Genomic DNA, 26,158 nt, shown 5'->3' with positions numbered 1-26,158 from the left:
GGGTTTCTCTATTTTCTAATCACTCAATTTAACTTTCAACTGCTCTAAATAAGTACCTAGAGATAAACGCAGAACTTCCTTAACACCTGTGTCAAAATAAACTTCGCTTCCCGTAGTTATCATTGTAAAAAGGGGGATTCCCATTTTTCGAGTCAAAATGATGTCACAACCTTTATCCTGAAACTTGCTGTAATAGGTTTGGAACGTCTGTACAAGCAAAATTCCTTCTTCCCGATTCATCTGCCCACTGGCAAGAGCCTGATCCAAAACATAGATACACAACATTTCCTCAAAAGAAAAAGTTTGTTTCTCCTTCTCACTCCCACTTTCTAAAAAAAGATGTATTGAAATCGGTGTTACTAGATGTTTTTGCTCCATTTCTACCCGAGTAAGCACCTTGTTACTCACGGAAGGGGAGAACACATCGGCCAATTCATCCAAAGAAAGTTCATCTTTCATGTTTTTTATTCGGTCAATTCGTGTTAAGATGCTTTCCCTAGGAAAAAAAGTCTCCTGTCCTGTAAAAGAAGATTTACGTATAAACCAATCCTCTGGTATTAGGTTTTTCCGCTTCCATCGATAGAGTTGACCGTATGATATTCCCGTCTGTTCCAAAAGTTCTTTCTTAGATATTAAGTCTTCAGTCATGTAATCCTAACCCCCTGAAGACAATGTAACATAACATTGTTACGCTGTAAATGGATGTTTCGTTCGTTTCTCTGTTTTTATTGATAGGACGCTTGTTTTCCCTTTATTTAAAGAAATTCATGTAGAGAAATAGATTTATTATTTAGTTACCAACCTGTTGATAACTTTTTGGAAATCCATTGTTTTTTTGTTTTCTATTCACAAATTGGTATTGAATTCGTGAAAAAATAGGATTGACTGTGGGTAATGTGCATAGAATTGTGCATAAACATGAAATTACTAATATCATTTTGAGATGGGTCTGTGAATAACACAATGTTATGCACAAATTGGGTATAACATTGTGAATGACTTTCTTTTTACTTCTCCATTCTGCCGTTCACACCTGTGGATGGAGTCTTTTCGATACTTTATTTAGTGGCGATGATCCACCGACTTTCGTTATACTAGAGGAGTATCAAAGATGCTTTATCTTACACAGGGAGGGATTCGGGATTATGGCTCTTATGCAATGTCATTTCTATTCAGAAGTACTCGGGTTGAATACGACGATGCACGTTATTTTACCTCAGCAAACCGCTACACAGATTGGTGTCGATACCAAACAAAGCAATGGGCTTCATCAAACACTTTATCTTCTTCATGGTCTATCTGACGATGATTCGATTTGGCTTCGCCGTACTGCCATTGAACGTTATGCATCAGCTTACGGAATTGCTGTCGTTATGCCTAACGCACATCGCAGCTTCTATACCGATATGGCAGAAGGAAGCGCTTATTTTAAGTACATATCAGAAGAAGTTCCCACTTTAGCTCGTTCTTTCTTCCCTCTATCTGCAGCACGTGAAGATAACTTTGTAGCCGGACTATCTATGGGCGGATATGGTGCAATGAAGATTGCCTTGAGCAAGCCTGAGTCCTATGCTGCTGCAGCAAGCCTGTCAGGAGCACTCGATATGGCAAGTCATCTAGAACGGAAAAATGATATTGCCCAAGCAAATAACGAATTCACACGAATTTTCGGTGACCATGTGACCGATTCCGAGAACGATTTGATGTGGCTATTAAAACAATGTGAACAAAAGGATGGCCCTAAACCGAAGCTGTTCCAATGTTGCGGAACAGAAGACTTTTTATATGAGGATAATCTTCGTTTCCGCTCCGCCGCGGAACAAACAGGGCTGGATTTCACTTATATAGAAGGCCCTGGCGAGCATGAATGGGGTTATTGGGATGCTAGAATTCAGGATGTGCTGAAGTGGCTTCCTCTCTAAGTCTGCCTTATTATTTAGGGACAAACTAACTGTCTTTTAGTTGTAGTTTAGTTATCTCTTAGTAGCTTTCTGATAGCTTATATTTTTAGCTATCCATAGTGATGTATAAAAAAGAGCAGCCACCGGGCTGCTCTTTAACTTTGATATTTGCCTATAGCTCACTCTAATGAAATAGTCAGTGAGTCAGAACTATTTTTCGAGAGAGTTAGGTTTACATCAGTTATACTTACGCTTCTGCATGCTCAACAAGCCACTGATCTGTGAGCCGTATGATTGCTTCACTCCGTTTGATCGCATCGCATACTTGTTCAGAGGCAGTCCCTCCGTAAACATTCCGTGCATTCACGACTGCTTCCGGCTGAAGTACGGCATAAATCTCCTCATCAAACAGCTCTGAGAATTGGGTAAATTCATCTAGAGACAGATCCAGCAAATATTTGCCGTTCTGAATACAATAAAGAACCGTTTTGCCAATAACTTCGTGTGCCTGACGGAACGGGAGCCCTTTGTTAACAAGGAAATCTGCGATATCTGTCGCATTAGAGAAATCTTTATTCACTGCTTCACGCATACGATCTTTGTTTACCTTCATCGTAGCAATCATTGGAGCAAACAACTGCAAGGCCCCTTCGAGTGTCGCTACCGTATCGAACATGCCTTCCTTATCCTCCTGCATATCTTTGTTATAAGCAAGCGGCAAGGATTTAAGAACCGTAAGCAGACCTATGAGATTTCCATAAACACGGCCTGTTTTACCGCGAACAAGTTCCGGTACATCTGGGTTTTTCTTCTGCGGCATAATGCTGCTTCCCGTACAGAAGGCATCATCCAGTTCTACGAAACTAAACTCTGTACTGCTCCACAGCACGAGTTCTTCACTAAGACGGGACAAGTGCATCATGATCAGGGAGGCATCTGCCAGGAACTCAACGATAAAATCACGATCGCTTACTGCATCAAGACTATTCTCGTATACACGGTCAAATTGCAGCTGCTCTGCTACAAAATGACGATCAATAGGAAACGTTGTACCTGCAAGCGCTCCTGCACCAAGCGGAAGAACATTGATTCGTTTATAACTGTCCATCAGTCTCTCTGCATCCCGCTGGAACATCGACACATAGGCCATTAGATGATGAGCAAACAGGATCGGCTGCGCTCTTTGCAAATGAGTATATCCTGGCACAATGGTATCCACGTTATCTCTCGCTTGCGAAATAAGTGCTTCCTGCAGCGTATGGATCATTCCTACAATTTCAATAACCCGGGCACGCAAGTATAGATGCATATCCGTTGCTACCTGATCGTTCCGACTACGACCTGTATGTAATTTGCCGCCTACTGGGCCAATCTGCTCAATTAAGTTCTTCTCAATATTCATGTGAATATCTTCATCCGATACGGAAAATTCAATCTCGCCTGCACGAATTTTACCGAGTACCGTCTGCAGTCCTTCTTTAATTGTCTCCACATCTTCCTGAGGTAAAATGCCGCACTTCCCTAGCATACTCACATGAGCCAGACTGCCCTGAATGTCCTCTTCTGCTAGTGCTTTGTCAAAGTTAATCGATGCGGTATATTCTTCTACCAGATGATTCGTTTGTTTCGTGAAACGCCCGCCCCATAGTTTACTCATGTCGCTGCCTCCCTTTCACCTCTCATGGACAAAGACCGCTCCTATTACTTATCAAGGAACGGTCTTTCGTCTCCTTACACTTTATAGCTTCTATTATTGATTCTTAGCTACTCCAGAACCCACTTTTAGTCTGAGTGCATTCAGACGGATAAAACCGGTAGCATCTCCTTGATCGTACGCTTGTGTTGGATCTGCTTCCATCGTAGCAATGTCAGGATTATATAAGCTAACTGGGCTTTTCACTCCCGCGCCAATCACATTTCCTTTGTATAACTTCACACGAACCGTTCCGGTTACGTTCTTCTGACTCTCTGTGACGAGTGCTTGAAGAGCAAGACGCTCTGGAGCAAACCAGAATCCGTTATATACAAGCGTGCTGTAGCGAGTAATCAGACTGTCGCGCAGGTTCATCACTTCACGGTCCATTGTGATGGACTCCATTTTGCGATGTGCTGTGAATAGAATGGTTCCTCCTGGTGTTTCATACACGCCGCGGCTCTTCATGCCGACAAAGCGGTTCTCCACCATATCCACACGGCCAATACCATGTTTGCCGCCCAGTTCATTCAGTTTCTCCATTACTTCCAGTGGACTAAGCTTCTCACCATTCAAAGCAACACAGTCACCTTTATAAAATTCAAGCTCCAGATATTCTGCTTCATTCGGTGCATCTTCAGGATCATTACTCAGTAAGTACATTTCTTTGTTCTCAGGAGTCGTTGCATCAAACCAAGGATCTTCAAGAACACCACTTTCATAACTGATATGTAGTAAGTTACGGTCGGTAGAGTATGGTTTTGCTGCAGATGCGGTTACAGGGATTCCATGTTTTTCAGCATAGGCAATCATCTCTGCACGTCCAGGGAACTGATTCCGGAACTCTTCTAGACGCCATGGAGCAATAACTGCAATATCCGGTGTAAGTGCTGCCGCATTCAGTTCAAAGCGAACTTGGTCGTTACCTTTTCCCGTTGCTCCGTGAGCAATAGCAGTTGCTCCTTCAGCAATAGCGATATCCACCATACGTTTTGCAATCAGGGGACGAGCGATACTGGTACCGAGTAGATATTGTCCTTCGTACATCGCTCCTGCTTGGAACATCGGGTAGATGAAGTCTTTTGCAAACTCTTCGCGAAGATCGTCAATGTATACTTTGGAAGCTCCCGTAGCGAGTGCTTTTTCCTCTAAGCCATCAAGTTCGTCTTTTTGTCCGATATCTGCGGTAAAAGCAATAATTTCTGCGTCATATGTTTCTTTCAACCATTTTAGAATGACGGATGTATCTAGTCCGCCGGAATAGGCTAATACGATTTTCTCTTTTGCCATGTTGTTTCCTCCTCGTTATGCGGTGGCTGGGCGATCGTTATGAACGGGATCGTTATGACTGATGCAGCGGGATCGTTATTGGACGGGATCGTTATTGACTGATGCGGAGAGCTCGTTATTGACTGATTCTCTCCGGTTGTTTTGCTTCGCAAAGCCAAAAGTCGTTCATCATTCAATAACTTCACCCTGAGCAGTAGTGCATAATCTCCGACATTTAAAAAAATGAACCCCTGAGCACAGGCTGCTTTGTTATCACTCGCTCACTGTGTTAAGACCCTGGAACACAAAAACTATAAAGATTAAAGAGTAAAAAGGTAAAGCAAAAAGCTAAAGAACAAAATAAGAGCTAAAACATATTACTCATTGCAAAGGGCCATGTACACTGATTGACCTCTCTATCAGCTACTCTACCATGTCTATTCCATATTCTAACATCAAACGCGATTTATTTTGTCATTTTATAAGAAAAAAGTAAGTTACTATATTCATTAGTAGAACATCGCCTGCTCGAAAGGCTCTAACCCATTAATGCGGCCATTAATGCTTTTTGTGCATGCAGGCGATTCTCTGCTTGATCAAAAATAGCGGAGTTCGGACCGTCAATAACTCCCTCGCTCACTTCTTCGCCACGGTGCGCTGGCAGACAGTGCAGGAAGATATAATCTGGTTTTGCTCCTTTTACAAGTTCTTCGTTTACCTGATAGTCAGCAAAAGCCGCTTCACGCTCTTTTTGCTCCTCTTCAAATCCCATACTTGCCCACACATCGGTGTAAATAATATCTGCATTTTGTACGGCTTCCTGAGCGCTATGCGTAACAACTACCTCAGCACCTGTCTCTGTAGCAATGCTCTTTGCCTGATCCACAATAGCTGCAGACGGCTCATATCCTTTCGGACTTGCCACGGATACATGAACACCCAGCTTGGTCGCTCCGAGCATTAAGGAATGCGCCATGTTGTTGCCGTCACCGACATATGCCATCTTGAGACCTTTCAGTTTGCCCTTATGCTCTAGTACCGTCTGGAAGTCAGCCAATACCTGACATGGATGTGCATCATCGCTCAGTCCATTAATAACAGGGATATCTGCATACTTCGCCAGCTCCGTTATATTGCTGTGTGCAAATGTCCGAATCATAATTCCATCGAGGTAGCGGGACAGCACCTGGGCTGTATCACTGATCGTCTCGCCGCGACCAAGCTGGATATCATTTTTACTAAGAAACAACGCATGCCCTCCGAGCTGAAACATCCCTACTTCAAAGGATACACGAGTACGTGTGGAAGACTTCTCAAAAATAAGACCAATCGTTTTACCCTTCAGCGGCTGATAAACCTCACCGTTTTTCTGTTTCTTCTTGATATCAATGGCCAGATCCAGAAGATACTCAATCTCTTCCTTTGTGTAATCTGTAAATTCAATAAAGTCCCGTCCGTGTAAATTAAGCTTGGTAATTGCCATACTATTCTCCTCCTAAGGGTGCTTTGGCAGCGACATGCTCTTCAATCAATATTGCAATCAGCGATACCGCGGTATCGATCTCTTCTTTGGTAACATATAGATTCGGAAGGAAACGGATGACGTTTGGTCCTGCTGTAACAAACAAGAATCCTTTTTTCTGTCCTGCGAGGACAATCTCACCCACGGCTTCTTTACACTCAATACCGACAATCAATCCTTGTCCCCGAATTTCAGTAACAAAATCTTGATCGATCAGCTTTGTACGCAGAGACTCCATTAGATAAGCACCCATCTCCGCAGCGCGAGCGGGAAGATTATCTTCAAGAATGGTCTCCACTGTAGCGAGAACGGCAGACATAGCAAGTGGAGTTCCTCCAAAAGTCGTAGCATGACTACCCGCTGTGAACGCTTCACGCAGGTACCCTTTACCAAGCATCGCTCCTACAGGGAAGCCGCTCGCGATCCCTTTGGCTACAGTGAAAATATCCGGTTCAATGCCGTAATGTTCGTGCCCGAACAATTTCCCAGTCCGGCCCATTCCTGTCTGAACTTCATCCATAATGAGCAGCAGTCCATGTTCTTCACACAGTGCTTTCACTTCTGCCAAGAAAGCAGGTTCTACGATGTGAATGCCGCCCTCTGCCTGAATCATCTCAAGCATAATGGCTGCTGTATGCGGCCCAATCGCTTCTTTCAGCGCCGGAATATCGTGTAGAGGTACGTGAACAAATCCCTCAGGAAGAGGAAGAAATCCTTCTTTTACCTTGTCTTGACCCGTTGCTGTCAGTGTAGCTAATGTGCGTCCGTGAAAAGATTGCTTGAAAGTGATAATTTCATAACGATCGTTACCCAGCACTTTTTGCTGATATCTTCTCGCCAGTTTAATAGCTGCTTCGTTCGCCTCAGCACCACTGTTGCAGAAAAATACAGCATCTGCACAAGTATTCGCCGTCAGCAGCGCAGCCGCTTTCTCTTGAGCAGGGATATGAAACAGATTCGATACATGCCATAATTCGTCCAGCTGATCTTTTACTTTGGCAATAACTCTGTCTGGTGCATGACCCAGGTTCGTAACGGCGAGTCCGCTCATGAAATCAAGATATCGATTTCCCTTGTCATCCCATAAATAACTTCCTTTTCCTTTGACAAGGCTTACCGGATAACGAGCATAAGTTGGAAAAAGGGAACCCTCTGGAGTCACTGTTGCTATCGTCTGCTGCTTCGTTTGTGATTCCTGTACAGATTGCTGAGATGAATTGGTAATCGTCAATTAATTTCACTCTCCTATCCATGAATACGCGTATACTGCGTCTACTTACTTTTTTAGAAGTCTTATGAATTACATCTTACATCCGTACAATTCGAGTGCCGATCACTTCACCTTGAAGTACTCTGCTGAGCACGCTTGGCTCACTTCCATCGACGATAATAACTTCCTTCACTTTCCCCTGAATACATTCAATAGCTGCTTTTACTTTGGGTATCATACCACCATAAATTTCGCCGGTCTGGATCATATCTTGTATCTCTTGCACCGCTACGGTACCCAGCACTTTTTTCACACCGTTCACATTCTTCATAATTCCCGGCACATCAGTAACGACAATTAATCGGCTAGCCCCGAGGTGTGAAGCAACTGCCCCTGCCGCTGTGTCTGCGTTGATGTTATAGCGCTGTCCCGCCCCATCTATTCCAATCGGAGCAAGGATCGGCATATATCCCATCTCCAGTATCCCTTGAATAATAGAAGCTTCTATTCGGGTCACATCTCCTACATGACCTACTTCTGCATGATTACTGACGGGTTTCGCCTGAATGAGTCCACCATCTACCCCCGAGAGGCCCAGTGCTTTACCACCAGAAGACTCGATTCGCCGTACGATCTGCTTATTAATGCTGCCAGCAAGGACCATCTCTACAACATCAAGTACGGGCTCTGTCGTTTTACGAAGTCCATTCACAAATTCAGCCTCAATGCCGAGCTTGGCCAGGTTCTCCGATATTGCAGGTCCGCCGCCATGAACAATGACAGGTTGCAGCCCTTCTGCTTGGAGCTTCTGCAGGTCTTTAAAAAAAGCATCCGGAAGCGCAGCAAGTGTACTGCCTCCGCATTTCATTACAAAGGTGCTGAGATCTTTATGAGCCTCGTCCTTCTTTTTCAAAGTGTCTTGTGTTATCGTCATGCCTCTATCCCCTTCCTCGTAGCAAAAGTAGCGGACAGCCCTCTCTTACGTCCGGTAGGCCGCATTAATTCGAACATAATCATAAGTCAGGTCACAGCCCCACGCGGTTGCGTTCCCGTTTCCCCCATGCAAATCCACATGGATCTGAACCGAATCTCCTTGCAGATAACGCAGAGCTTCTTCTTCATCAAAAGCAACCGGACGTGACCCCGATAACACTAAAATAGATCCAAGCTTCACATCCACCTGATCGGGCTGAACGGGTTCTCCTGCACGACCTACAGCAGCAATGATTCGTCCCCAATTCGCATCCGCTCCAAACATCGCCGATTTCACGAGACTCGAACCAATGACTGTCTTCGCAATCGCTCTTGCTGAATCATCGGATACCGCACCCGCGATATTAACTTCAACGAGTTTGGTCGCTCCTTCTCCGTCTCTTGCAATCGCCTTAGCAAGCACTTCACACACATAATTGAATGCTGCTGCGAAGTTCTCCCAATCTTTATGTCCCGGATGCAAAGTTTCATTACCTGCAAGCCCGCTTGCCATCGCAATAAGCATGTCATTTGTACTTGTGTCACCATCTACGGTAATCATGTTAAATGTAGCATCGGTTGATTTTCCGAGCAGACCTTGAAGCGCAGCCTGATCCACTTGTGCATCGCATGTAACAAAGGCCAGCATGGTTGCCATATTCGGATGAATCATCCCGGAACCTTTCGCAGCTCCCGCTATCATCACTTCTTTTCCATCTATATAAGTACGAACGCAGATTTCCTTCTTCACCAGATCCGTTGTCAGTATGGCTTGGGAAAAATCACTTGCTTCTTGTTTTCCTGAACCTACTCTTGCAGGTAATCCTTTAATCCCGGCATGCACTTTTTCCATGTTAAGCAGCTCACCGATCACGCCTGTCGATGCCACGGCTACATTCTCTACTGCAATACCCAGCTCTCTTGCCGTTGCGAGCCGCATGGCATAAGCATCTTTTTCACCTTGCTGACCTGTTACGGCATTCGCATTTCCGCTGTTTACAACAATTGCCTGCAGTTTACCGTTCTGCATACTCTCTCTGGTAACTTGAAGCGGTGCAGCTTGAAATACATTCGTCGTATACACTGCCGCTGCATCTGCTAGAACTTCACAGGTAATGACACCGAGGTCATTACGCTCTGTCTTTTTGAGTCCACAATGCAGTCCCCCTGCCGCGAAACCTTGCGGTGATACGATCGATCCTTCCGGTATAACTTGAAACGCTTGATATGCAACCTGTGCCATAACCTCTCCCCACTTCCATCCAGGTAAATAAAATCGACTGCAATACGGCTATCTCATTCAAATTACGGGTATACTGGTAAAAAATTCAGTCCGGTCTGTTCATCCCAGCCCATCATCAAGTTCAAATTCTGTATCGCTTGGCCTGCAGCGCCTTTTACGATGTTGTCAATGACGGATATAATCGTAACCCGGCCTGTTCGTTCATCTACTGCAAAACCAATGTCACAATAATTGGATGCGAATACTTCCTTTGTAGCCGGCCAAATCCCCTTTTCACGAATTCGTACAAAAGACCGGTTCTCATAATACTGCTTATAAACATCTATAAAATCTTGATCAGTATATTCGCCTTTCAGCGGAGCGTACATTGTACTCATAATTCCTCTTGTCATCGGAACCAGATGTGTCGTAAACGTAACGGTAACCGGCTCTCCTGCTTGGTCGCTAAGGACCTGTTCAATCTCAGGAATATGCTGATGCTTATTCACTTTGTAGGCTTTAAAATTCTCATTCATCTCTGCGTAATGGGAAGATAAACTCGTTCCTCTCCCAGCACCGGATACACCCGACTTCGCATCAATGATAATACCGCGGTGGTCGATCAGCCCTGCCTTGATTGCGGGAATCAGTCCGAGCAGCGTCGCCGTTGGATAACATCCTGGATTAGATATAAAGGAAGCACCTGCCGCGTTCTCTCCATAGATTTCGCTTAGACCATATACCGCCTGATCCAAATAAATATCTTCTGCCGGACTATGTTTATACCATGCTTCGTATTCCGCACCATCTGTCAGTCTAAAATCACCCGAAAGATCAATCACTTTTAAACCTGCATCAATTAGCCGAGGAACCAGCTTCGTACTTACTCCCGACGGAGTTGCTGTGAATACGAGATCTACCTCTTCTGCCATCTTCACGATATCAAAACCATCCAGCTTCTGGTCTACAATCCCTGTCAGATGAGGAAACCCTTCAGCGATCGACACACCGCTTGTCGAAGACGAAATGACAGAAGTAATCTCTACATGGGGATGCTGATATAAAAATCGTATAAGTTCCACACCGCCATATCCAGTAGAACCTACGATTGCAACTTTCAATTTCTGAGTCATTGGGGTTGCCTCCATCTCATGAATAGTCTATTTTCTATGTATGTAATCCATTTTATAGGTTGATAACGCTAAAATATACTTTTTTTATTCATCGATGTGCATTATTATACATTGATGTTTATATAAATACAATACTTTATACATTATTCTATACAAATGAAATCATTCATTATTATTTAGCACCCAGAGATTCGGTGAAAAAGGAAATATCTATTCCCGATGTTTCCAACAGAGTGTTATGATGCATAATAGGGTTTAAATAAATCTCTATATCATATTTAAAGGAGCTATCGCTTTGGATATTAATCACATCAGCTCTATTATCATTCTGGTGATCAATATGCTGCTGGCGGCAGCTGTTGTTTTCTTGGAACGAAAGGACGCTACCTCAACGTGGGCTTGGCTGCTTGTGCTCACCTTTATTCCGATTCTCGGATTTATTCTCTACCTGCTGCTTGGTCAGAACCTCACTCGCTATCGCCTCTTTCAATGGAAGGAACGCGCTAAACTTAATATCGACCAGATGGTCATTGATCAAATTCATCTTTTGCAGGAAAAAGATTTCCCGTTTCGCAAACCAGACACTTTAGAGTACAAAGACTTCATCTATATGCATCTTATACAAAATGGAGCTCTATTCACCGAAGATAACAAGGTCGATATCTTTGTAGACGGTCATCAGAAGTTTGATAAACTGCTGAAAGATATTCATAACGCGAAAGACCATATTCACATTCAGTACTACATCTATCGTTCTGATGGACTTGGGAAACAAATTCGGGATGCACTGATTAAGAAGGCTAAGGAAGGTATTTATGTACGAGTTCTTTATGATGCGCTTGGTTCTAGAACACTGAGAAAACGTTTCTTTAAGGAACTGACTGAAGCTGGAGGAAAAGTAGAAGTGTTTTTCCCATCCAAACTAAGTCCCATTAACCTTAGGCTGAACTACCGAAATCACCGAAAACTCGTCATTATTGATGGACAGATTGGATATACAGGTGGATTTAATGTGGGGGATGAGTATCTTGGTCTCGACAAAAAATTTGGATACTGGCGTGACACGCATCTGCGAATTCAAGGAACAGCGGTTGCGACACTTCAAGCTCGCTTTATCATGGACTGGAACGAAGCTTCTCGGTATCATGACATTACGTTTGTACCTGCACACTTTCCTGAACCAGAGAAAACAGGCCATGTAGGGATGCAGATCGTTACCAGCGGACCTGATGCTGAAATCGAACATATCAAGAACGGGTACATAAAAATGATCTCGGGTGCCAAAAAATCAATCCTGATTCAGACCCCGTATTTTATCCCGGATGCTAGTATGCTCGATGCAGTCCGTATCGCTTGTTTATCAGGGATTGATGTGCGCATCATGATTCCGAATAAACCGGACCATATGTTTGTATACTGGGCAACCACTTCCTATGTTGGTGAACTGATTAAAGTGGGCGCGAAAATCTTTGTTTATGACAATGGATTCCTCCATACCAAAATGATTGTCGTCGATAATAAAATAGCAACGATTGGTTCGGCTAATTTCGATGTGCGCAGCTCTCGTCTGAACTTTGAAATCAATGCTTTTATCTATGATGCTGATATTGCACAGCAACTGACCGATGCTTTCGAAAAAGACTTACAGCTCTCAGCCGAGCTGACAGAGGAACATTACAAGCAGCGCTCCCTCTGGATTCGCTTTAAGGAATCCATCTCCAGATTGCTATCACCTATCTTGTAAGATGATACTAAAAGTATAAATACAAAAATGGACAGACCGATGAAGGTCTGTCCATTTTTTCAGTTCATCTAAGCAACTAGCCGTTTCCTACCGTATTTCCAAGTTGTTTATACAATATATTCAGCTGTTTAAGCTCTCGTAAATCCTTCACCTAATACTTCATGTGCATTCGTAATCGTCACAAAGGCATTCGGGTCAACCGAACGTACAAGGGCTTTTAAACGAGTAATTTCATTTTGTGCAACGACGACCATCAGCACCGTCCGATCATCATCTGTATACCCGCCTTGTGCAGAGAGTTTCGTTAGACCGCGGTCCAGATCATCGAGAATTGCTTTTGAAATGGACTCTGTTTGTTCCGAAATAATATAAGCCACTTTAGAGGTGCCAAAGCCCATTTCAACGGAATCAATTACTTTACCTGTGACATACAAGCTGATTAAAGCGAACAAAGAGTTCTCCAGTGACAATACCCATCCCGCCAGAATAATGACGGTTCCGTCAAGCAGCATGACACATAAAGAAAGACGTAAACCGCTAAATTTCTGAATGATCTGTGCGAGAATCGTAAGACCACCCGTTGAACCGCGGCCCCGGTATACAATCCCAATCCCCAGACCGACTCCGATCCCGCCGAAAATGGATGCCAAAAGCGGATTGCTTGTCGGAACTGCCCATGTATCCGTCAGATAGACAAAGAAGGGAAGCATAAAACTTCCGAGCAAGGAACGAACTCCATATTGTCTGCCTAGAATGAGATAGCCGGCAATAAACAGAGGGATATTTAGCGCCCACTGGGTATACGCAGGTTCAACGCCTAATGCTTCCTGCACGAGAATGGATATTCCCGATACACCGCCTGATGCAATCTGATTGGGAACAAGGAATAAATTAAAGGCAATTGCCATGACAAACGATCCAAAAATAATCAGAAATGTATCAAATGTCATTCTTAGCGGTCCATCAATCGGAATGATGGAGTTCCATCTTTTGTTTTTGGGTTGTTGTGCTTGCTGCATTACGTTCTATTCTCCCCTTACAATAATAATCACGTTATATTTATTTCTTAATTCATACTACAAGGATGAAAATGTGTAAGTATGAACGGTGTATCCCCTATTTCAACCAGCAAAAAAATTCCTACATGGTTATACTTCCCCTTTACCATGTAGGAATTCCCTATAAATTATTCAGACTCCACCTTAATTTGCTTGCGGAGGTATCCATCAATAAACGGATCAAGTTCGCCATCCATTACAGCGCCTACGTTCCCTGACTCCACACTTGTACGGTGATCCTTTACCATACTATAGGGATGGAACACGTAGGAGCGAATCTGGCTACCCCATGCAATTTCCGACTGTTCTCCTCGGATTTCATCCAGATGTTTTCTTTGTTCTTCTATTTTACGTTCATAGAGTTTGGAACGAAGCATCGTCATCGCACGCTCACGGTTCTTGATCTGAGAACGTTCATTCTGACACGTTACGACTACACCTGACGGTAGATGGGTAATCCGAACAGCGGAATCCGTCGTATTGATATGCTGACCACCGGCGCCACTTGCCCGGTACGTATCAATCTTCAGATCTTCCGTTCGGATATCAACTTCCACATCTTCCGTAATTTCCGGTACCACATCGCAAGATACAAAAGAAGTGTGTCTACGGCCAGAAGAATCAAAAGGTGAGATCCGAACCAGTCGGTGTACTCCTTTTTCCGCTTTTAGATAACCGTAGGCATTATATCCTTTGATGGAGAGGGTCACACTTTTTATGCCTGCCTCATCTCCCGCTAGATAGTCGAGCACTTCCACTTTGAAGCCATGTTTCTCGGCCCAACGTGTATACATCCGAAGCAGCATCTCGCCCCAATCCTGGGATTCCGTTCCGCCTGCCCCTGGGTGAAGTTCAAGAATTGCATTCATTTTGTCATAAGGCTGATCGAGAAGTAACTGTAGTTCGAACTCATCCAGCTTATTCACAAGCGATTTGATGGCCTCTCCTACTTCAGCAGCGACATCTTCATCGCCCTCTTCATCGGCAAGTTCAATCATCATCGTGGCATCGTCATATTCTTGTTGTAACTTCAAATAATCGTCCACGGAACCTTTTACCGCGTTCATCTCGGCAATAAGGGCCTGTGCTTTATCACTATCGTCCCAGAAATCAGGAGCAGACATTTTCTCTTCAAAGTTAGCAATCATTTCATTCTTCAGGTCTAAGTCAAAGAGACCCCCTAAGGTTGGTTAATTTCTTGCTGATTTCGCGCAAATCTTGTTTTACGGACGGATCGATCATACTGCAAATTCCTCTCTTTACTGTAGATAAAGCCCCATCAGAGCCTGCCAGGTTATACTGGCAAGCTCCAAGGAGCCATATAGGTTGTTACATGTTTATGTTATTGTATGGCCTGATGATTAATTTTGTCCATGGCATTGTTTGTACTTCTTACCACTGCCGCATGGACAAGGATCGTTACGTCCGATCTGGTCATCCACTTTCACAGGACGTTTCTCCGCAGGTTCGCCGCTGGTAGAAATTTTGTTCTCATCAACTACTGCTTGACGTTCCTGGTTGCTCTCGATTTGAGCTCTCATGACATAGGTCGCAACTTCTTCCTGGATGGTGGCAATCATCTCATGGAACATTGCAAAACCTTCGAACTGGTATTCGCGAAGCGGATCGGTACCGCCGTATGCTCTAAGGTGAATCCCTTGACGGAGTTGATCCATCGCATCGATGTGATCCATCCATTTACTATCTACAGAACGAAGCACGATAACTTTCTCGAATTCACGAACCATATCTTCTCCGATTCGTTCTTCTCGCTCGTCATATTTCTTCTGAACTTTATCGAAGATAAATTCGACAATCTCACCGACTTCTTTGCCCCATAGATCGTCACGTGTAATGGCGCCTTCTTCAAGCATTTTGCTGTTGATATAGTCTGCCACTTCTTGCAGTTCCCAGTTCTCGGGAATGTCGTCTACACAGTGTGCTTCCACATTACGCTGAATGGTTCCGCGAATCATCTCCATGACAATGGTTTTGATGTTCTCGGACTCGAGCACTTCACGGCGCTGTTTATAGATAACTTCACGCTGCTGATTCATAACATCATCGTACTGGAGTACGACTTTACGCATATCAAAGTTATTGCCCTCTACCCGTTTCTGAGCAGATTCTACAGCACGTGTAATCATTTTACTCTCAATAGGTTGATCTTCTTCAAATCCAAGGCGCTCCATCATGTTCAGTACATTATCTGCACCAAAACGCTTCATCAGCTCATCTCCAAGAGAGAGATAGAACTGTGTTGAACCTGGATCACCTTGACGTCCTGCACGACCGCGCAGCTGGTTATCGATCCGGCGAGATTCGTGACGTTCCGTACCAATGATATGAAGGCCGCCTAGCTCAGCTACGCCATCACCCAAAATAATATCTGTACCCCGTCCAGCCATGTTCGTTGCAATCGTAACTGCACCCGCTTGGCCAGCGCCGGAGATAATCTGTGCTTCTTCTGCATGGTACTTCGCATTCAGTACCTGATGCTTCACACCTTTGCGTTTGAGCATTTCGGAGAGAAGTTCAGAGTTCTCGATGGAAATCGTACCTACGAGTACCGGCTGGTTCTTCGCATGACGTTCTACGATCTCATTCACGACTGCTTTAAACTTGCCTTCCACACTCTTGTACACAATATCCGCCATATCATCACGCTGATTCGGACGGTTAGTTGGTACTTGGAGTACTTCAAGACCATAAATTTTCTTGAACTCTTCTTCCTCTGTCTTCGCCGTACCCGTCATACCTGCCAGCTTCTTGTACATCCGGAAATAGTTCTGGAATGTAATCGTTGCAAGTGTCATGCTCTCGTTCTGAACCTGAATTGCCTCTTTTGCTTCAATCGCTTGGTGAAGACCATCACTATAACGACGTCCGGCCATCAGGCGTCCGGTAAATTCATCAACGATGACAACTTCATCATCGGTTACTACATAATCCACATCACGGCGCATGATTACATTCGCTTTGAGAGCCTGCACGATGTGGTGATTCAGTGTTACGTTTGCTTGGTCATACAAGTTCTCAATGCCAAAAGCACGTTCTGCTTTTGCAACCCCTGCTTCGGTAAGGGCCACGGATTTCACTTTAATATCTACCGTATAATCTTCTTCTGCAACGAGACGTTTCACAAAACGATCTGCTGCAAAATAAAGTTCAGTCGATTTTTGAGCTTGTCCTGAAATGATTAGCGGTGTACGAGCTTCATCGACCAAGATGGAATCGACTTCGTCAATAATACAGTAGTAAAGCGGGCGCTGTACCATTTGCTCTTTATAAAGGACCATATTATCGCGGAGATAATCAAATCCGAATTCATTGTTCGTACCGTACGTAATATCGCAAGCATAAGCTGCCTGTTTTGCCGCGTGATCCATACCGTTGAGGTTAATCCCAACACTCATGCCTAGGAATTCATAGATCTGTCCCATCTCTTGGCTATCCCGCTGAGCAAGATAATCGTTGACAGTAACAACATGGACCCCTTTACCTAACAATGCATTCAGATACACAGGAAGAGTACCTACGAGGGTCTTACCTTCCCCTGTCTTCATCTCTGCAATACGGCCTTCATGAAGGGCAATACCACCGATCAGCTGTACATCATAATGACGCTTGTTCAGGACCCGTTTAGATGCTTCACGCACCGTAGCAAAAGCTTCAGGCAATAGTTCGTCGAGCGTAGCTCCCTTTTCAATACGAGAACGGAATTCCTCCGTTTTACCTTGCAGCTGAGCGTCGGAAAGCGCGGTAAATTCCGGTTCCATTTTATTAATTACATCGACCGTCTTCATCAGACGTTTGACATCACGCTCATTGGTGTCGCCGAAGATCTTCTTCACTAGTCCTAGCATGGTTAACCCCTTTCGTGCAAACGAATAATATAATCAAGCTCGGCATACTAAGGGTAGTGTTAGAAAACTCCAATGTGAAATACATTAACAGTTCTTACATGCACAAGCTGATGTTATTAAAATCATATATATAGAAACATATCCATTATAAATTAAACCCAAACTCGGGCTTCAATTGAAAAATGGTTTTGCCTAAATTGTAACAGTTTGTAAAGACTGTCGCAACACGGAGAACCCTTTATTTTACTTGATTTACCATCGATCTTACGAGTTTTATGGCAAAAAGCGGACTCTCACCCCGTGTATATATTAGACGCAGGTCCTGCCTAATAAGTTTCGCTTCATCTGTATGCAATTACTGGAAATCAAAAAGGACCCCCTTTCCGCAGAATTGGAGGCCCTTCACTATCATCATATTATAATATTCTCATTCAAAACTTAAATAATTCATAAAGAAAATATCAGATATCCTTCACTTCCGAGTGGAAGGGTCCTATTCTTTCTCAATTAAACCATATTTACCGTCCTTACGTTTGTAAACGACGTTCACTTCATTATTCTCAATGTTGGAGAATACGAAGAAATTATGGCCGATCATGTTCATCTGCAGAATCGCTTCTTCCACATCCATCGGTTTGAGTAAGAAACGTTTCGTACGCACCACTTCAAAATCATCAATATCCATATCCAGTTCATCATCGGTTGTAGGAGATGCACTAGCAGGCACATTATCAACAAAGAGAGTCTTCAGATTGCCTTCTTGGCGGAATTTACGATTGATCTTTGTTTTGTGCTTGCGAATCTGACGTTCAAGCTTGTCTACTACAGCATCGATGGAACCATACATATCATTGCTTTCATCTTCTGCGCGAAGTACAAGACCTTTCATAGGAATGGTTACCTCTACGGTGTGCAGGCCCCGATTAACACTTAGCGTAACATTGCCATCAGAGGTAAGAGGTTCGTCGAAATACTTTTCCAGTTTATTCAGCTTCTTATCTACGTAATCTTTCAAAGCATCAGTAACCTCGATTTGTTGTCCTCGAATACTCAAATTCATAGGGCAGTCCTCCTTTTCCTTTACATCTCGATTATAGCATGAATGATATGGTAAAGTAAAAAATTAAAGCGGTTTCTTTGTTCATACGAAAAGAGATGTGACAATTTTATTAAGTTCGTTTGAAAAGGGTTGCAATCGGTTATAACTAGAGTTAATTCTTCCTAATAAAACATAAAAAACCTCGAGACCGAAGTCTCAAGGTTTGAAGCTAACTACTATACAATTGTTAACCATCTAACCGTATATGTAGGTCGGACTATGCCGGATGATTATAATTTAATTACGTTAGCTGCTTGTGGTCCACGCGCGCCTTCAACGATCTCGAATTCTACGGATTGACCTTCTTCCAAAGTTTTGAATCCTTCGGATTGAATTGCGGAAAAGTGAACGAATACATCGCCGCCATCCTCAGTTTCGATAAAACCATAACCTTTTTCTGCGTTAAACCATTTAACTTTACCTTGCATGCACGAACATTCCCTTCGTCTTCAAATGAAGTGAGCGTAGCTCACAATTCAGACTATAACATCCAAACTTATCCATTGTCAATTGGAAAAGAAAATGATTACCTGCAAAAATATAACATATCAATGTTAATAATTTTGGAGGGAATTAGTTCTTCTTTCACTTGTGTAAAGAATGAATATAAGCATTTTGAGAAATTCAGTTTTTAATTCAATGGATAACGAGCTAACCATTATGACTTAAGTATTATTGAATAACAATTCGTTATCTTTCCGCATCTTTTATTTTCTACGATCCATCAACAAGCTATCCGCACTATAGGGATTTTCGTAAGCACTGCGCTGTGCTTTGATTCTTTTGCGCTGCTGAAGCCATTCTTGAGCTTCCGCTTTTAAGCTGACTATTTTCCCAACGATAACTTGGTCATGACTTAGAAGTACTTTTAGCCGCTGCTCATCCTCTTGATCCATCTTGTGTTGAATCACTTCAACTAAGATAGAATCTACAAGTACCTGCCGGTCCTCAACAAATTGTTCTATTTCCTCATAATCTGCATGATCTAGGATATCTAGTAATTCGGAGGTCTTTAACTCCAGTTCGTCAATTAGCTGCTTCATGTGTCGCCTTTGTTACCGCTAGTTTACTCGCACTAAGCCATGTGTCCCGAAGATCAATTAACATGTTCATCGCTTCCTGTGCCGGTTCCTGGGACTTTTTTATATTAGCTTGAATGAGAAGATAATTCATATATTCATACAAGGAATAAAGCCCGTTAGAAACCTCATATTTCCGATCTAAAGTTACCATCAGCTCACTTATAATTGTCTGAGCCTTGCCTAAATTAAGATTAGCTTTTTCAAAGTCCGTATCCTCTAACCCTTCCACCGAAGCACGGATAAAGCGTATTGCCCCATCATAGAGCATGATTACTAATTGTGCAGGATTCGAGGTTTGGACAGAAGACTGACGATACTTTTCATATGGATTTGCTAACATTATATTTCCACCTTCTTAGATATATTATGAGAAATAACTTGATAGACTTGAGGACTGGGAATTATATTTATTCATTGCTGTTTCCATTGCTGAAAATTGCTTATAGTATCTCGTTTCGAGATTTGTAAGTTTTAATTGGAGCACATCGATGCGCTTATTGTAATCTTTAAGCTGGCGCCCCATAATACTTTCCTCTTTAAAGATACTGTTCAAATCACCTGAAAATTTACTCGTTCCAGCCTTGTTAACAAGTTTATCAAGGGACCCATTGATGGTTTCAGACATTTTACTGAATATTCCTGCAGAGCTGCCAACTCCCTGAAAAACATCGATTAGTTGTTGTGGATTAGATTGCATTGCTTGTTGAAACTTATTTTCATCCAAGTATAATTTCCCATTTTCGTAATATTGCCCGGTTGTGATCCCAAGAGAGCTAAGTGCAGACAATTTTCCAGTAATATTCTCACGCATAGAAGATGCTGTTGACTTTAAAATTTCATCATTCTTTAAGAGACCACTCTTTGCTTTTGCTTCCCAGAGTTCAATATCTTTATCTGTCAGTTCTTTTTTTTGTTCATCTGTTAGGGGAACGTAATCTCTGTATCTTTCCTCACTTGCCATGGTGTTCATATAGCTCATTAAAGTATTATATTGTTCAATAAAACTTTTAATGGTAGATAGAGCTTTCTCAGTATCAGTTTGAAGAGAGATTTCAACAGCATCTATATCACCTTTTTGATCAATAAGTCCATCAGTTTCTGTATAGGAAGATTGAAGTTTTGTAACATTTAAGAAAGTTAAACTAATCCCATTAACTACTAATGAATTAGTAGTCGGATTGTACTTTCTGCCATTAATAACTACTTCAGCGTTCTCCCCTTTATCTTCGAGAGAATTATTGGTTCCGAAAAGTTTCAATAAAGAATTTCCCGAACTAGCATCTTCAACTTTTATATTGGCTGCTTCTCCAAAAGTTTTAGAAGAAATCTTCAATTTTCCTGTTATCTCATCAAAACTTGCTATTGCATTAGCTTCTGGATCTGAATTAATTGTAGAAATAACGGTAGAAATTGTAGTATTAGGATCAAACTCAAATTTTTTAGGAAGTGGAGTATCAATCGATCCCCTATCTATAATAATCGAATATTTTTTGAATTCTGTATCACCACTTATTTCCTTAAGTGAAGAAGTTGTTTTAATATCCTTGTCAGGAGCCACCCCACCTGTTTCTACCGAGGCTTGCTTTGCTAAACTCACTACACTTACTTTCATCGGTATATTCTGGGCATTGGCAGAGGCCTCTGCTTTAACTGCATTGTTATTCCCTGTTGCAACAGCCTTTTGGGTATTTAATTCAGTAGATTTATTGTAGGTTGACAATTTATTCTTGAAATCGAACAATTTACTGTTTAATTCTCTGTAACTATCACGTTGCCAATTTAAAACTTGCTTTTGCTGAGTTAATTTATCCAAAGGAGCCTTACTCGCCGTCATCAAGGATGTGACCATTGAATCAATATCCATGCCTGAGAAGCCATTAATCCTCACTTAATTTACCTCCTTATATTTTCTTATCTATCAGTAAACCTGCAGTATCCATCATCTCTGCTACTAAATCAAGAATCTTCTCTGGTGGAATCTCTCTTATCAGTTCCCCCGTTTCCTTATTAAGCACCTTGACCATAATGTCATGTGTTTTTTCATGAATGCTAATATCCAATGTCGTCTGAGGTCCTTCCAGTACTTTCATTGCTCGCTCAATATTTCGAATAAAATGCTCTTCAGTACCTTTGACGTCTATTGGCTGAAGTTCATTACTACCCACTTGATCCTTCGAAATATAAGTTAATTTTATATCTATTACATTCTGTTGTGTACTTGTTGTGGAGCCTGCAGATACTAAGAATTGTACATTCATTACTGAATAACCTCCACTTTGATTTACTATTTATATCGGACAAACAAAACTCGTTCTTTAGAGAGATTAAAAAAAGAGACCCTAGATAGTCTAGGATCCCCTTGTAATGCATTAATATTAACGAAGCAATTGAAGTACACCTTGTGGTTGTTGATTAGCTTGTGCAAGCATAGCTTGTGCAGCTTGAGCAAGGATGTTGTTCTTCGTTTGTTCCATCATTTCTTTTGCCATATCTACGTCACGTACACGAGATTCAGCAGCAGTTAGGTTCTCGGAAGAAGTATTCAAGTTGTTGATTGTGTGCTCAAGACGGTTTTGAACAGCACCCAGTTTAGATCGTTCTGCTGATACAGTTTCAATGGCAGTGTTAATTGCTGTGATTGCTGTATTAGCTTTAGCTTGTGAAGAAACATCGATTCCACCGGCTACTGTTGCATCTGCAGTCTTAACACCATTTGTGAATGTTGCGGCAGTTGAATTTGTTTGTGTCAGATTGATAACTGCTGCTGTAGCTCCAGTCAAACTACCATCCAATGTTAAATTAACACCTTTAAACTTTGTAGCATCAGTGAATGAAGCAGTAGTAGCGTTGCTCTTAACGATAATACTTTCATCAGGTACATTACCTGCACCTGCACCATCAGCTAGTGTTAGTCTAACTTCATCAGCTGCTAAACCAGCAGTGGTAGCTGCTGCACCTGCACTAGGAGTTAAGGCAGTTGTAGCACCTGCAGCAGTTAATTTAATTCCACTTGCATCAAGTGCAGACTGTACTTGAGCTGCAGTAGCATCGACCGTATCAATATCAGTTCCAAAGTTTATCGTTATCGTTTTATTGGTTGCGTCTATTGAAGATGTTACAGTCCCAGCTGTGGCAGAAGCAGTTGTAACAAGTTTGTAATCATTGTATTCAGATGATTGAGCAGTAGAGGTTAAAGTTAAACCAGTGGCTCCACCTGAGTTAACACCCCACGAGGTGTTAGCTGCTCCTACAGCGGCTGATAGAGTTAACGTTGCACCTGCTACAGCACCTGTCCCAACTACCGGTCCTAGTTCTGCTTTTGTAACATCTGTACTTGATGCAATTGTCGGTGTAGTAACACTTCTTGCAACGCCAAGTGTTGAAGCATCCATTGCTTTGATGTTAATTCCTAGGTTTTGGCTAGCATTTGCACCGATTTGGAACTTCACTTCTCCAGTACCACCACTAGTGATTCCACCATTTAGAAGGTTTTGAGTATTGAACTCGGTATTGTTTGAAATACGAGTAATTTCTTGAGAAAGTTGGTCAACTTCTTTTTGTATTTCATTACGGTCACCAGCAGTATTTGTATCATTACCTGATTGAACAGCCAATTCACGCATACGTTGCAGAATGCTATGAGTTTCGCTCAAAGCGCCTTCAGCGGTTTGAATCATTGAAATACCATCTTGTCCGTTTTTAGAAGCCATATCTAATCCGCGAATCTGACCGCGCATTTTTTCAGAGATTGCTAGACCAGCTGCATCGTCACCTGCACGGTTGATACGAAGACCGGAAGACAATTTCTCGATGTTCTTGCTTGTGTTAGCAGTGTTGGTAGACAACTGACGGTGAGTGTTCAATGCCGCGATATTGTGATTGATAATCATGTTATAATTTCCTCCCTGAAATAAGTTGATATCCACGTCCTTGTGGAACGCCTCGGGCGAAAGGTCGGCCGCCCTTGCCCTCAGCGCCTACAACATATATCGACTACAATCACTTCATTATTTATAGCAAAAGCAAAAAGTTTTTCTATTATTTTTCATTTTTCACTGACTGCTGAAATTGTGCCATTAAAGCCTCAATATGATCCTTCGTTGAAGCAGCAGATTGTTTATTCGCTTCCTGTATCGCGAGATGAACCTCTTTACGAAAAATGTCGACTTCCGCAGGAGCAGCAATACCGATCCGAACGGTATCTCCTTCTACTCCTAGTACCGTAATTTCAATATGATCATCGATCACGATGGACTCTCCCTTTTTCCTGGATAGTACTAGCATCTTTATTCACCATCCTTTGCAAAAAGGGTTCTGGCTGCAGATAGTTCCTTGATGGCATGCCGTGTCTGGTAACCGGATTGTTGCAGCACGATCTGTTTCGCCTCAGCAGTCTCTGGATTCATGACAATGGGGGCTAACAAATTGATGCTTGATTCCTCAATCGATGCTTGAAGGGTTACAATACAGCGTACGAGCACCTTCTCTTTAATCCCCAGTTCCATGGTATCGTGATCCGGTAATTCAAATTCATAACCCGGCTCGAATAGAAATGGGTCCGCTAAGAGAAAGGATAGACTTGGCTCACTTAGGGATTGCATCATACTAAAGGGACTATCTTCATAAGGTAGGATGGCAAACTCTTTCTCTTCTTCAAATCCAGGAATTCCTCTATTAAAATGAAATATTTGATCGTCCTCTACTTCGATACTGCCCCAAGAGGCGGATTCAATGATCAATGTAATCTCTCCTTTATCCTTGTGAGTCTACTATTATTACCAATTTATATAAAAAAAGCTACAGATTGGGCGGTCGCCTCTCTATAGCTTCTATGTTACACCGTCTGATCTACTTCAGGGGGAATAAATTGGATAGACGGATACTGCATCATATAGATCTGCAGCTTGCCCCGCTGGTAGTCTATCTCCGGTTTGTTTACTTTTACATCGATATCTACGGAACCTCTTTCAATCTCGATGTCTGTCTTTCGAACATTAAAGTGTATATCCACATTATCTATGGAGGCTTCGCCTCTATGTTCCCCTATAGTCGGGAGAGCTTGCTCTTTTCCATATACCTCAGCAATTGTATTCCCCGGCTTATGAAAATCCGTCATCCGGTTACCCTGCTCAACTCGTTTGGCAATCCCCTCAAGGAAAATTTGCTTAACATTTGAATATAACCGCTGGGTCATTTCTAAATGCGTTCCCCCGGTAATTGCTGCATTCGCACGCGACGAATCGACAACAAGCTCAGGCTGATGCTGATCGATTTGAAGGGTTGCTGGGTTGCTCTTGATCTGAAGATCTGCCTTCGGTTGTCTTATGGAATACTGTCCTAGATCTGCATCAATGCCAATACGTCCATTCTGTTGCCTAATCTGAAGCATAGGAATTGCGCTCATGATAATTGAAGCCTCCTCTCGTCTTACTTATCTAAGAAAGTCCACTAAGGAAGAGGAGATAATTTTTGCACCAACAGATAACGTTGCATTATAGATATTTTCTTGAATCTGCGAACGAATAGCCAGCTCAGCGTAATCCGCATCTTCTGTTTTCGCTTGCAGACTCGTTAAGTTATATTCCATATCACCGAGTCTATTTTGCATTAGTTCAATTCTATTCATCTTTGCGCCAATACCCGCATGTGTAGCCGTTAATTTCTCTACGCGAGTATCCATCTGAGCTAGTTCAGCAGAGATCGCATCAAAGTCTCCCGCTTCCAGCGCTTTACTCAAACGATCTGCTATTGCAAATACATTGTCTGTCTCATCTGCAGATCCCATTACATCATTACCGCTCACATTAATAGCGAGTTGTATCCCACTGCCGACAGCATAAGTCACATTTCCGCTATCAATCATGTCTTTTGTAAATCCAGAAGTATCTGATACGTTCTCAGCATTTTTTGCAAAATCATATGGCTTCTGATTATAGCCTTCACCGTTAAAGATATATTTCCCGTTAAGCTGGCTATTACCAATATCGACAAACTGCTCTTTCAGCTGATTCACTTCAAGACGAATACTTTCCAGGGCACTTTGTGGGTTGGTTCCGCTTGATGCCGTAACCGTTAGTTCCCGCATTCTCTGCAAAACTTCATTGGTCTGTGATACAACGGTATCTGAGTAATCCAGCCAGGAAATGGCCGAATCCACATTGCTCTGATATTCCGCATTTGAATTTAATTCTGTACGGTATCGTAATGCATATGTAATACCTACTGGGTCATCTGATGGCTTGTTAATCTTCATTCCCGTGGACATTTGAAGCTGCGTATCATTGAGCTGCTTCGCGTTACGGTTAATGTTCATCATGAGCTGGTTGCTCATCATATTTGAGGTTACTCGGATCATCGTATTACCCTCCTGCCTGCCTTATCTTCCTA

The 26,158-nt window shown here is 42.6% G+C and carries 25 protein-coding genes; 2 read left to right on the top strand and 23 right to left on the bottom strand.

The features are described 5' to 3' along the window. Positions 1-15 precede the first annotated feature (15 nt). A complete protein-coding gene (locus GQY27_RS06715; RefSeq protein ID WP_160032767.1) occupies positions 16-648 on the bottom strand; it encodes a YhbD family protein in 633 nt (210 codons plus the stop codon). A 497-nt stretch (positions 649-1,145) separates the two neighbouring features. On the opposite strand from GQY27_RS06715, the gene GQY27_RS06710 reads away from it, so the two are divergent. Continuing rightward, positions 1,146-1,922 carry an alpha/beta hydrolase gene (locus GQY27_RS06710; protein WP_160032766.1) on the top strand — a complete coding sequence of 259 codons (777 nt, stop codon included), beginning with the start codon at positions 1,146-1,148 and terminating at the stop codon, positions 1,920-1,922. 226 nt (positions 1,923-2,148) lie between these two features. Here GQY27_RS06710 and argH read toward each other — a convergent pair whose 3' ends face one another. From argH to argC, 8 genes are all read right to left on the bottom strand, one after another. After that, a complete protein-coding gene (gene argH, locus GQY27_RS06705) occupies positions 2,149-3,558 on the bottom strand; it encodes an argininosuccinate lyase (protein WP_160032765.1) in 1,410 nt (469 codons plus the stop codon). A 93-nt stretch (positions 3,559-3,651) separates the two neighbouring features. Next, the gene (locus GQY27_RS06700; RefSeq protein WP_160032764.1) at positions 3,652-4,884 is read right to left on the bottom strand and encodes an argininosuccinate synthase; all 1,233 of its coding nucleotides are present in this window, start codon (positions 4,882-4,884) and stop codon (positions 3,652-3,654) included. Continuing rightward, positions 4,860-5,060: a hypothetical protein gene (locus GQY27_RS06695; protein ID WP_160032763.1), complete on the bottom strand. Its 201-nt coding sequence runs from the start codon at positions 5,058-5,060 to the stop codon at positions 4,860-4,862. The genes GQY27_RS06700 and GQY27_RS06695 overlap by 25 nt, the downstream gene beginning before the upstream one ends. A 341-nt stretch (positions 5,061-5,401) precedes the next feature. After that, a complete protein-coding gene (argF, locus tag GQY27_RS06690) occupies positions 5,402-6,346 on the bottom strand; it encodes an ornithine carbamoyltransferase (protein ID WP_160032762.1) in 945 nt (314 codons plus the stop codon). 1 nt (position 6,347) lies between these two features. Next, a complete protein-coding gene (gene argD, locus GQY27_RS06685) occupies positions 6,348-7,556 on the bottom strand; it encodes an acetylornithine transaminase (RefSeq protein WP_160032810.1) in 1,209 nt (402 codons plus the stop codon). A gap of 136 nt (positions 7,557-7,692) precedes the next feature. Further along, entirely contained in the window at positions 7,693-8,529 is an 837-nt protein-coding gene (gene argB, locus GQY27_RS06680; protein WP_160032761.1) for an acetylglutamate kinase, read from the bottom strand. 45 nt (positions 8,530-8,574) lie between these two features. Then, the gene (argJ, locus tag GQY27_RS06675; RefSeq protein WP_160032760.1) at positions 8,575-9,810 is read right to left on the bottom strand and encodes a bifunctional glutamate N-acetyltransferase/amino-acid acetyltransferase ArgJ; all 1,236 of its coding nucleotides are present in this window, start codon (positions 9,808-9,810) and stop codon (positions 8,575-8,577) included. 62 nt (positions 9,811-9,872) lie between these two features. Further along, complete coding sequence (gene argC, locus GQY27_RS06670; RefSeq protein ID WP_160032759.1) at positions 9,873-10,922, bottom strand: N-acetyl-gamma-glutamyl-phosphate reductase; 1,050 nt, start codon at positions 10,920-10,922, stop codon at positions 9,873-9,875. 295 nt (positions 10,923-11,217) lie between these two features. Here argC and cls point away from each other — a divergent pair, with 295 nt between their 5' ends. Then, positions 11,218-12,666, top strand: coding sequence for a cardiolipin synthase (cls, locus tag GQY27_RS06665; RefSeq protein ID WP_160032758.1), 1,449 nt, complete (start codon positions 11,218-11,220; stop codon positions 12,664-12,666). A 128-nt stretch (positions 12,667-12,794) separates the two neighbouring features. Here the strand turns inward: cls and GQY27_RS06660 are convergent, their stop codons facing one another. The 14 genes from GQY27_RS06660 to flgL form a co-directional block, all read right to left on the bottom strand. Next, the gene (locus GQY27_RS06660; RefSeq protein WP_160032757.1) at positions 12,795-13,685 is read right to left on the bottom strand and encodes a YitT family protein; all 891 of its coding nucleotides are present in this window, start codon (positions 13,683-13,685) and stop codon (positions 12,795-12,797) included. Positions 13,686-13,852: 167 nt separating this feature from the next. Beyond that, positions 13,853-14,966, bottom strand: a protein-coding gene (gene prfB, locus GQY27_RS06655) for a peptide chain release factor 2 (RefSeq protein ID WP_160032756.1) whose coding sequence is annotated in 2 segments (ribosomal slippage) — positions 13,853-14,893 and positions 14,895-14,966 — 1,113 coding nt in all. Because the reading frame shifts where the segments join, the coding sequence is not laid out codon by codon here. Positions 14,967-15,085: 119 nt separating this feature from the next. Beyond that, entirely contained in the window at positions 15,086-17,590 is a 2,505-nt protein-coding gene (gene secA, locus GQY27_RS06650; RefSeq protein ID WP_160032755.1) for a preprotein translocase subunit SecA, read from the bottom strand. 493 nt (positions 17,591-18,083) lie between these two features. Next, entirely contained in the window at positions 18,084-18,650 is a 567-nt protein-coding gene (gene hpf / locus GQY27_RS06645; RefSeq protein ID WP_160032754.1) for a ribosome hibernation-promoting factor, HPF/YfiA family, read from the bottom strand. Between the two features lie 269 nt (positions 18,651-18,919). Continuing rightward, the gene (locus tag GQY27_RS06640; RefSeq protein WP_009594275.1) at positions 18,920-19,117 is read right to left on the bottom strand and encodes a cold shock domain-containing protein; all 198 of its coding nucleotides are present in this window, start codon (positions 19,115-19,117) and stop codon (positions 18,920-18,922) included. Positions 19,118-19,396: 279 nt separating this feature from the next. Next, entirely contained in the window at positions 19,397-19,732 is a 336-nt protein-coding gene (locus tag GQY27_RS06635) for a hypothetical protein (protein ID WP_160032753.1), read from the bottom strand. Next, positions 19,716-20,111 (bottom strand): flagellar export chaperone FliS, encoded by a 396-nt coding sequence (gene fliS, locus GQY27_RS06630; protein ID WP_160032752.1) that lies wholly within the window; start codon positions 20,109-20,111, stop codon positions 19,716-19,718. Before fliS ends, GQY27_RS06635 begins: the two co-directional genes overlap by 17 nt. Before the next feature lie 24 nt (positions 20,112-20,135). Continuing rightward, a complete protein-coding gene (gene fliD / locus GQY27_RS06625) occupies positions 20,136-21,659 on the bottom strand; it encodes a flagellar filament capping protein FliD (RefSeq protein WP_160032751.1) in 1,524 nt (507 codons plus the stop codon). A 13-nt stretch (positions 21,660-21,672) separates the two neighbouring features. Beyond that, the gene (locus tag GQY27_RS06620; protein WP_160032750.1) at positions 21,673-22,029 is read right to left on the bottom strand and encodes a flagellar protein FlaG; all 357 of its coding nucleotides are present in this window, start codon (positions 22,027-22,029) and stop codon (positions 21,673-21,675) included. 117 nt (positions 22,030-22,146) lie between these two features. Then, complete coding sequence (locus GQY27_RS06615; RefSeq protein ID WP_160032749.1) at positions 22,147-23,661, bottom strand: flagellin N-terminal helical domain-containing protein; 1,515 nt, start codon at positions 23,659-23,661, stop codon at positions 22,147-22,149. A gap of 148 nt (positions 23,662-23,809) precedes the next feature. Then, positions 23,810-24,055 (bottom strand): carbon storage regulator CsrA, encoded by a 246-nt coding sequence (gene csrA / locus GQY27_RS06610; protein WP_160032748.1) that lies wholly within the window; start codon positions 24,053-24,055, stop codon positions 23,810-23,812. A gap of 2 nt (positions 24,056-24,057) precedes the next feature. Further along, positions 24,058-24,510, bottom strand: a complete 453-nt coding sequence (gene fliW, locus GQY27_RS06605) for a flagellar assembly protein FliW (protein ID WP_160032747.1) — start codon at positions 24,508-24,510, stop codon at positions 24,058-24,060. A 95-nt stretch (positions 24,511-24,605) separates the two neighbouring features. After that, the gene (locus GQY27_RS06600; RefSeq protein ID WP_160032746.1) at positions 24,606-25,175 is read right to left on the bottom strand and encodes a DUF6470 family protein; all 570 of its coding nucleotides are present in this window, start codon (positions 25,173-25,175) and stop codon (positions 24,606-24,608) included. Between the two features lie 27 nt (positions 25,176-25,202). Beyond that, on the bottom strand, positions 25,203-26,126 hold the full coding sequence (flgL, locus tag GQY27_RS06595) for a flagellar hook-associated protein FlgL (protein ID WP_201450693.1): 924 nt from the start codon (positions 26,124-26,126) through the stop codon (positions 25,203-25,205). Between the last annotated feature and the right edge of the window lie 32 nt (positions 26,127-26,158).

The organism is Paenibacillus sp. An7 (assembly GCF_009870785.1).
Taxonomy (GTDB): Bacteria; Bacillota; Bacilli; order Paenibacillales; family Paenibacillaceae; genus Paenibacillus.
Note: the sequence above shows the minus strand (reverse complement) of the source record. Positions and strands in the feature narration are given on the sequence as shown.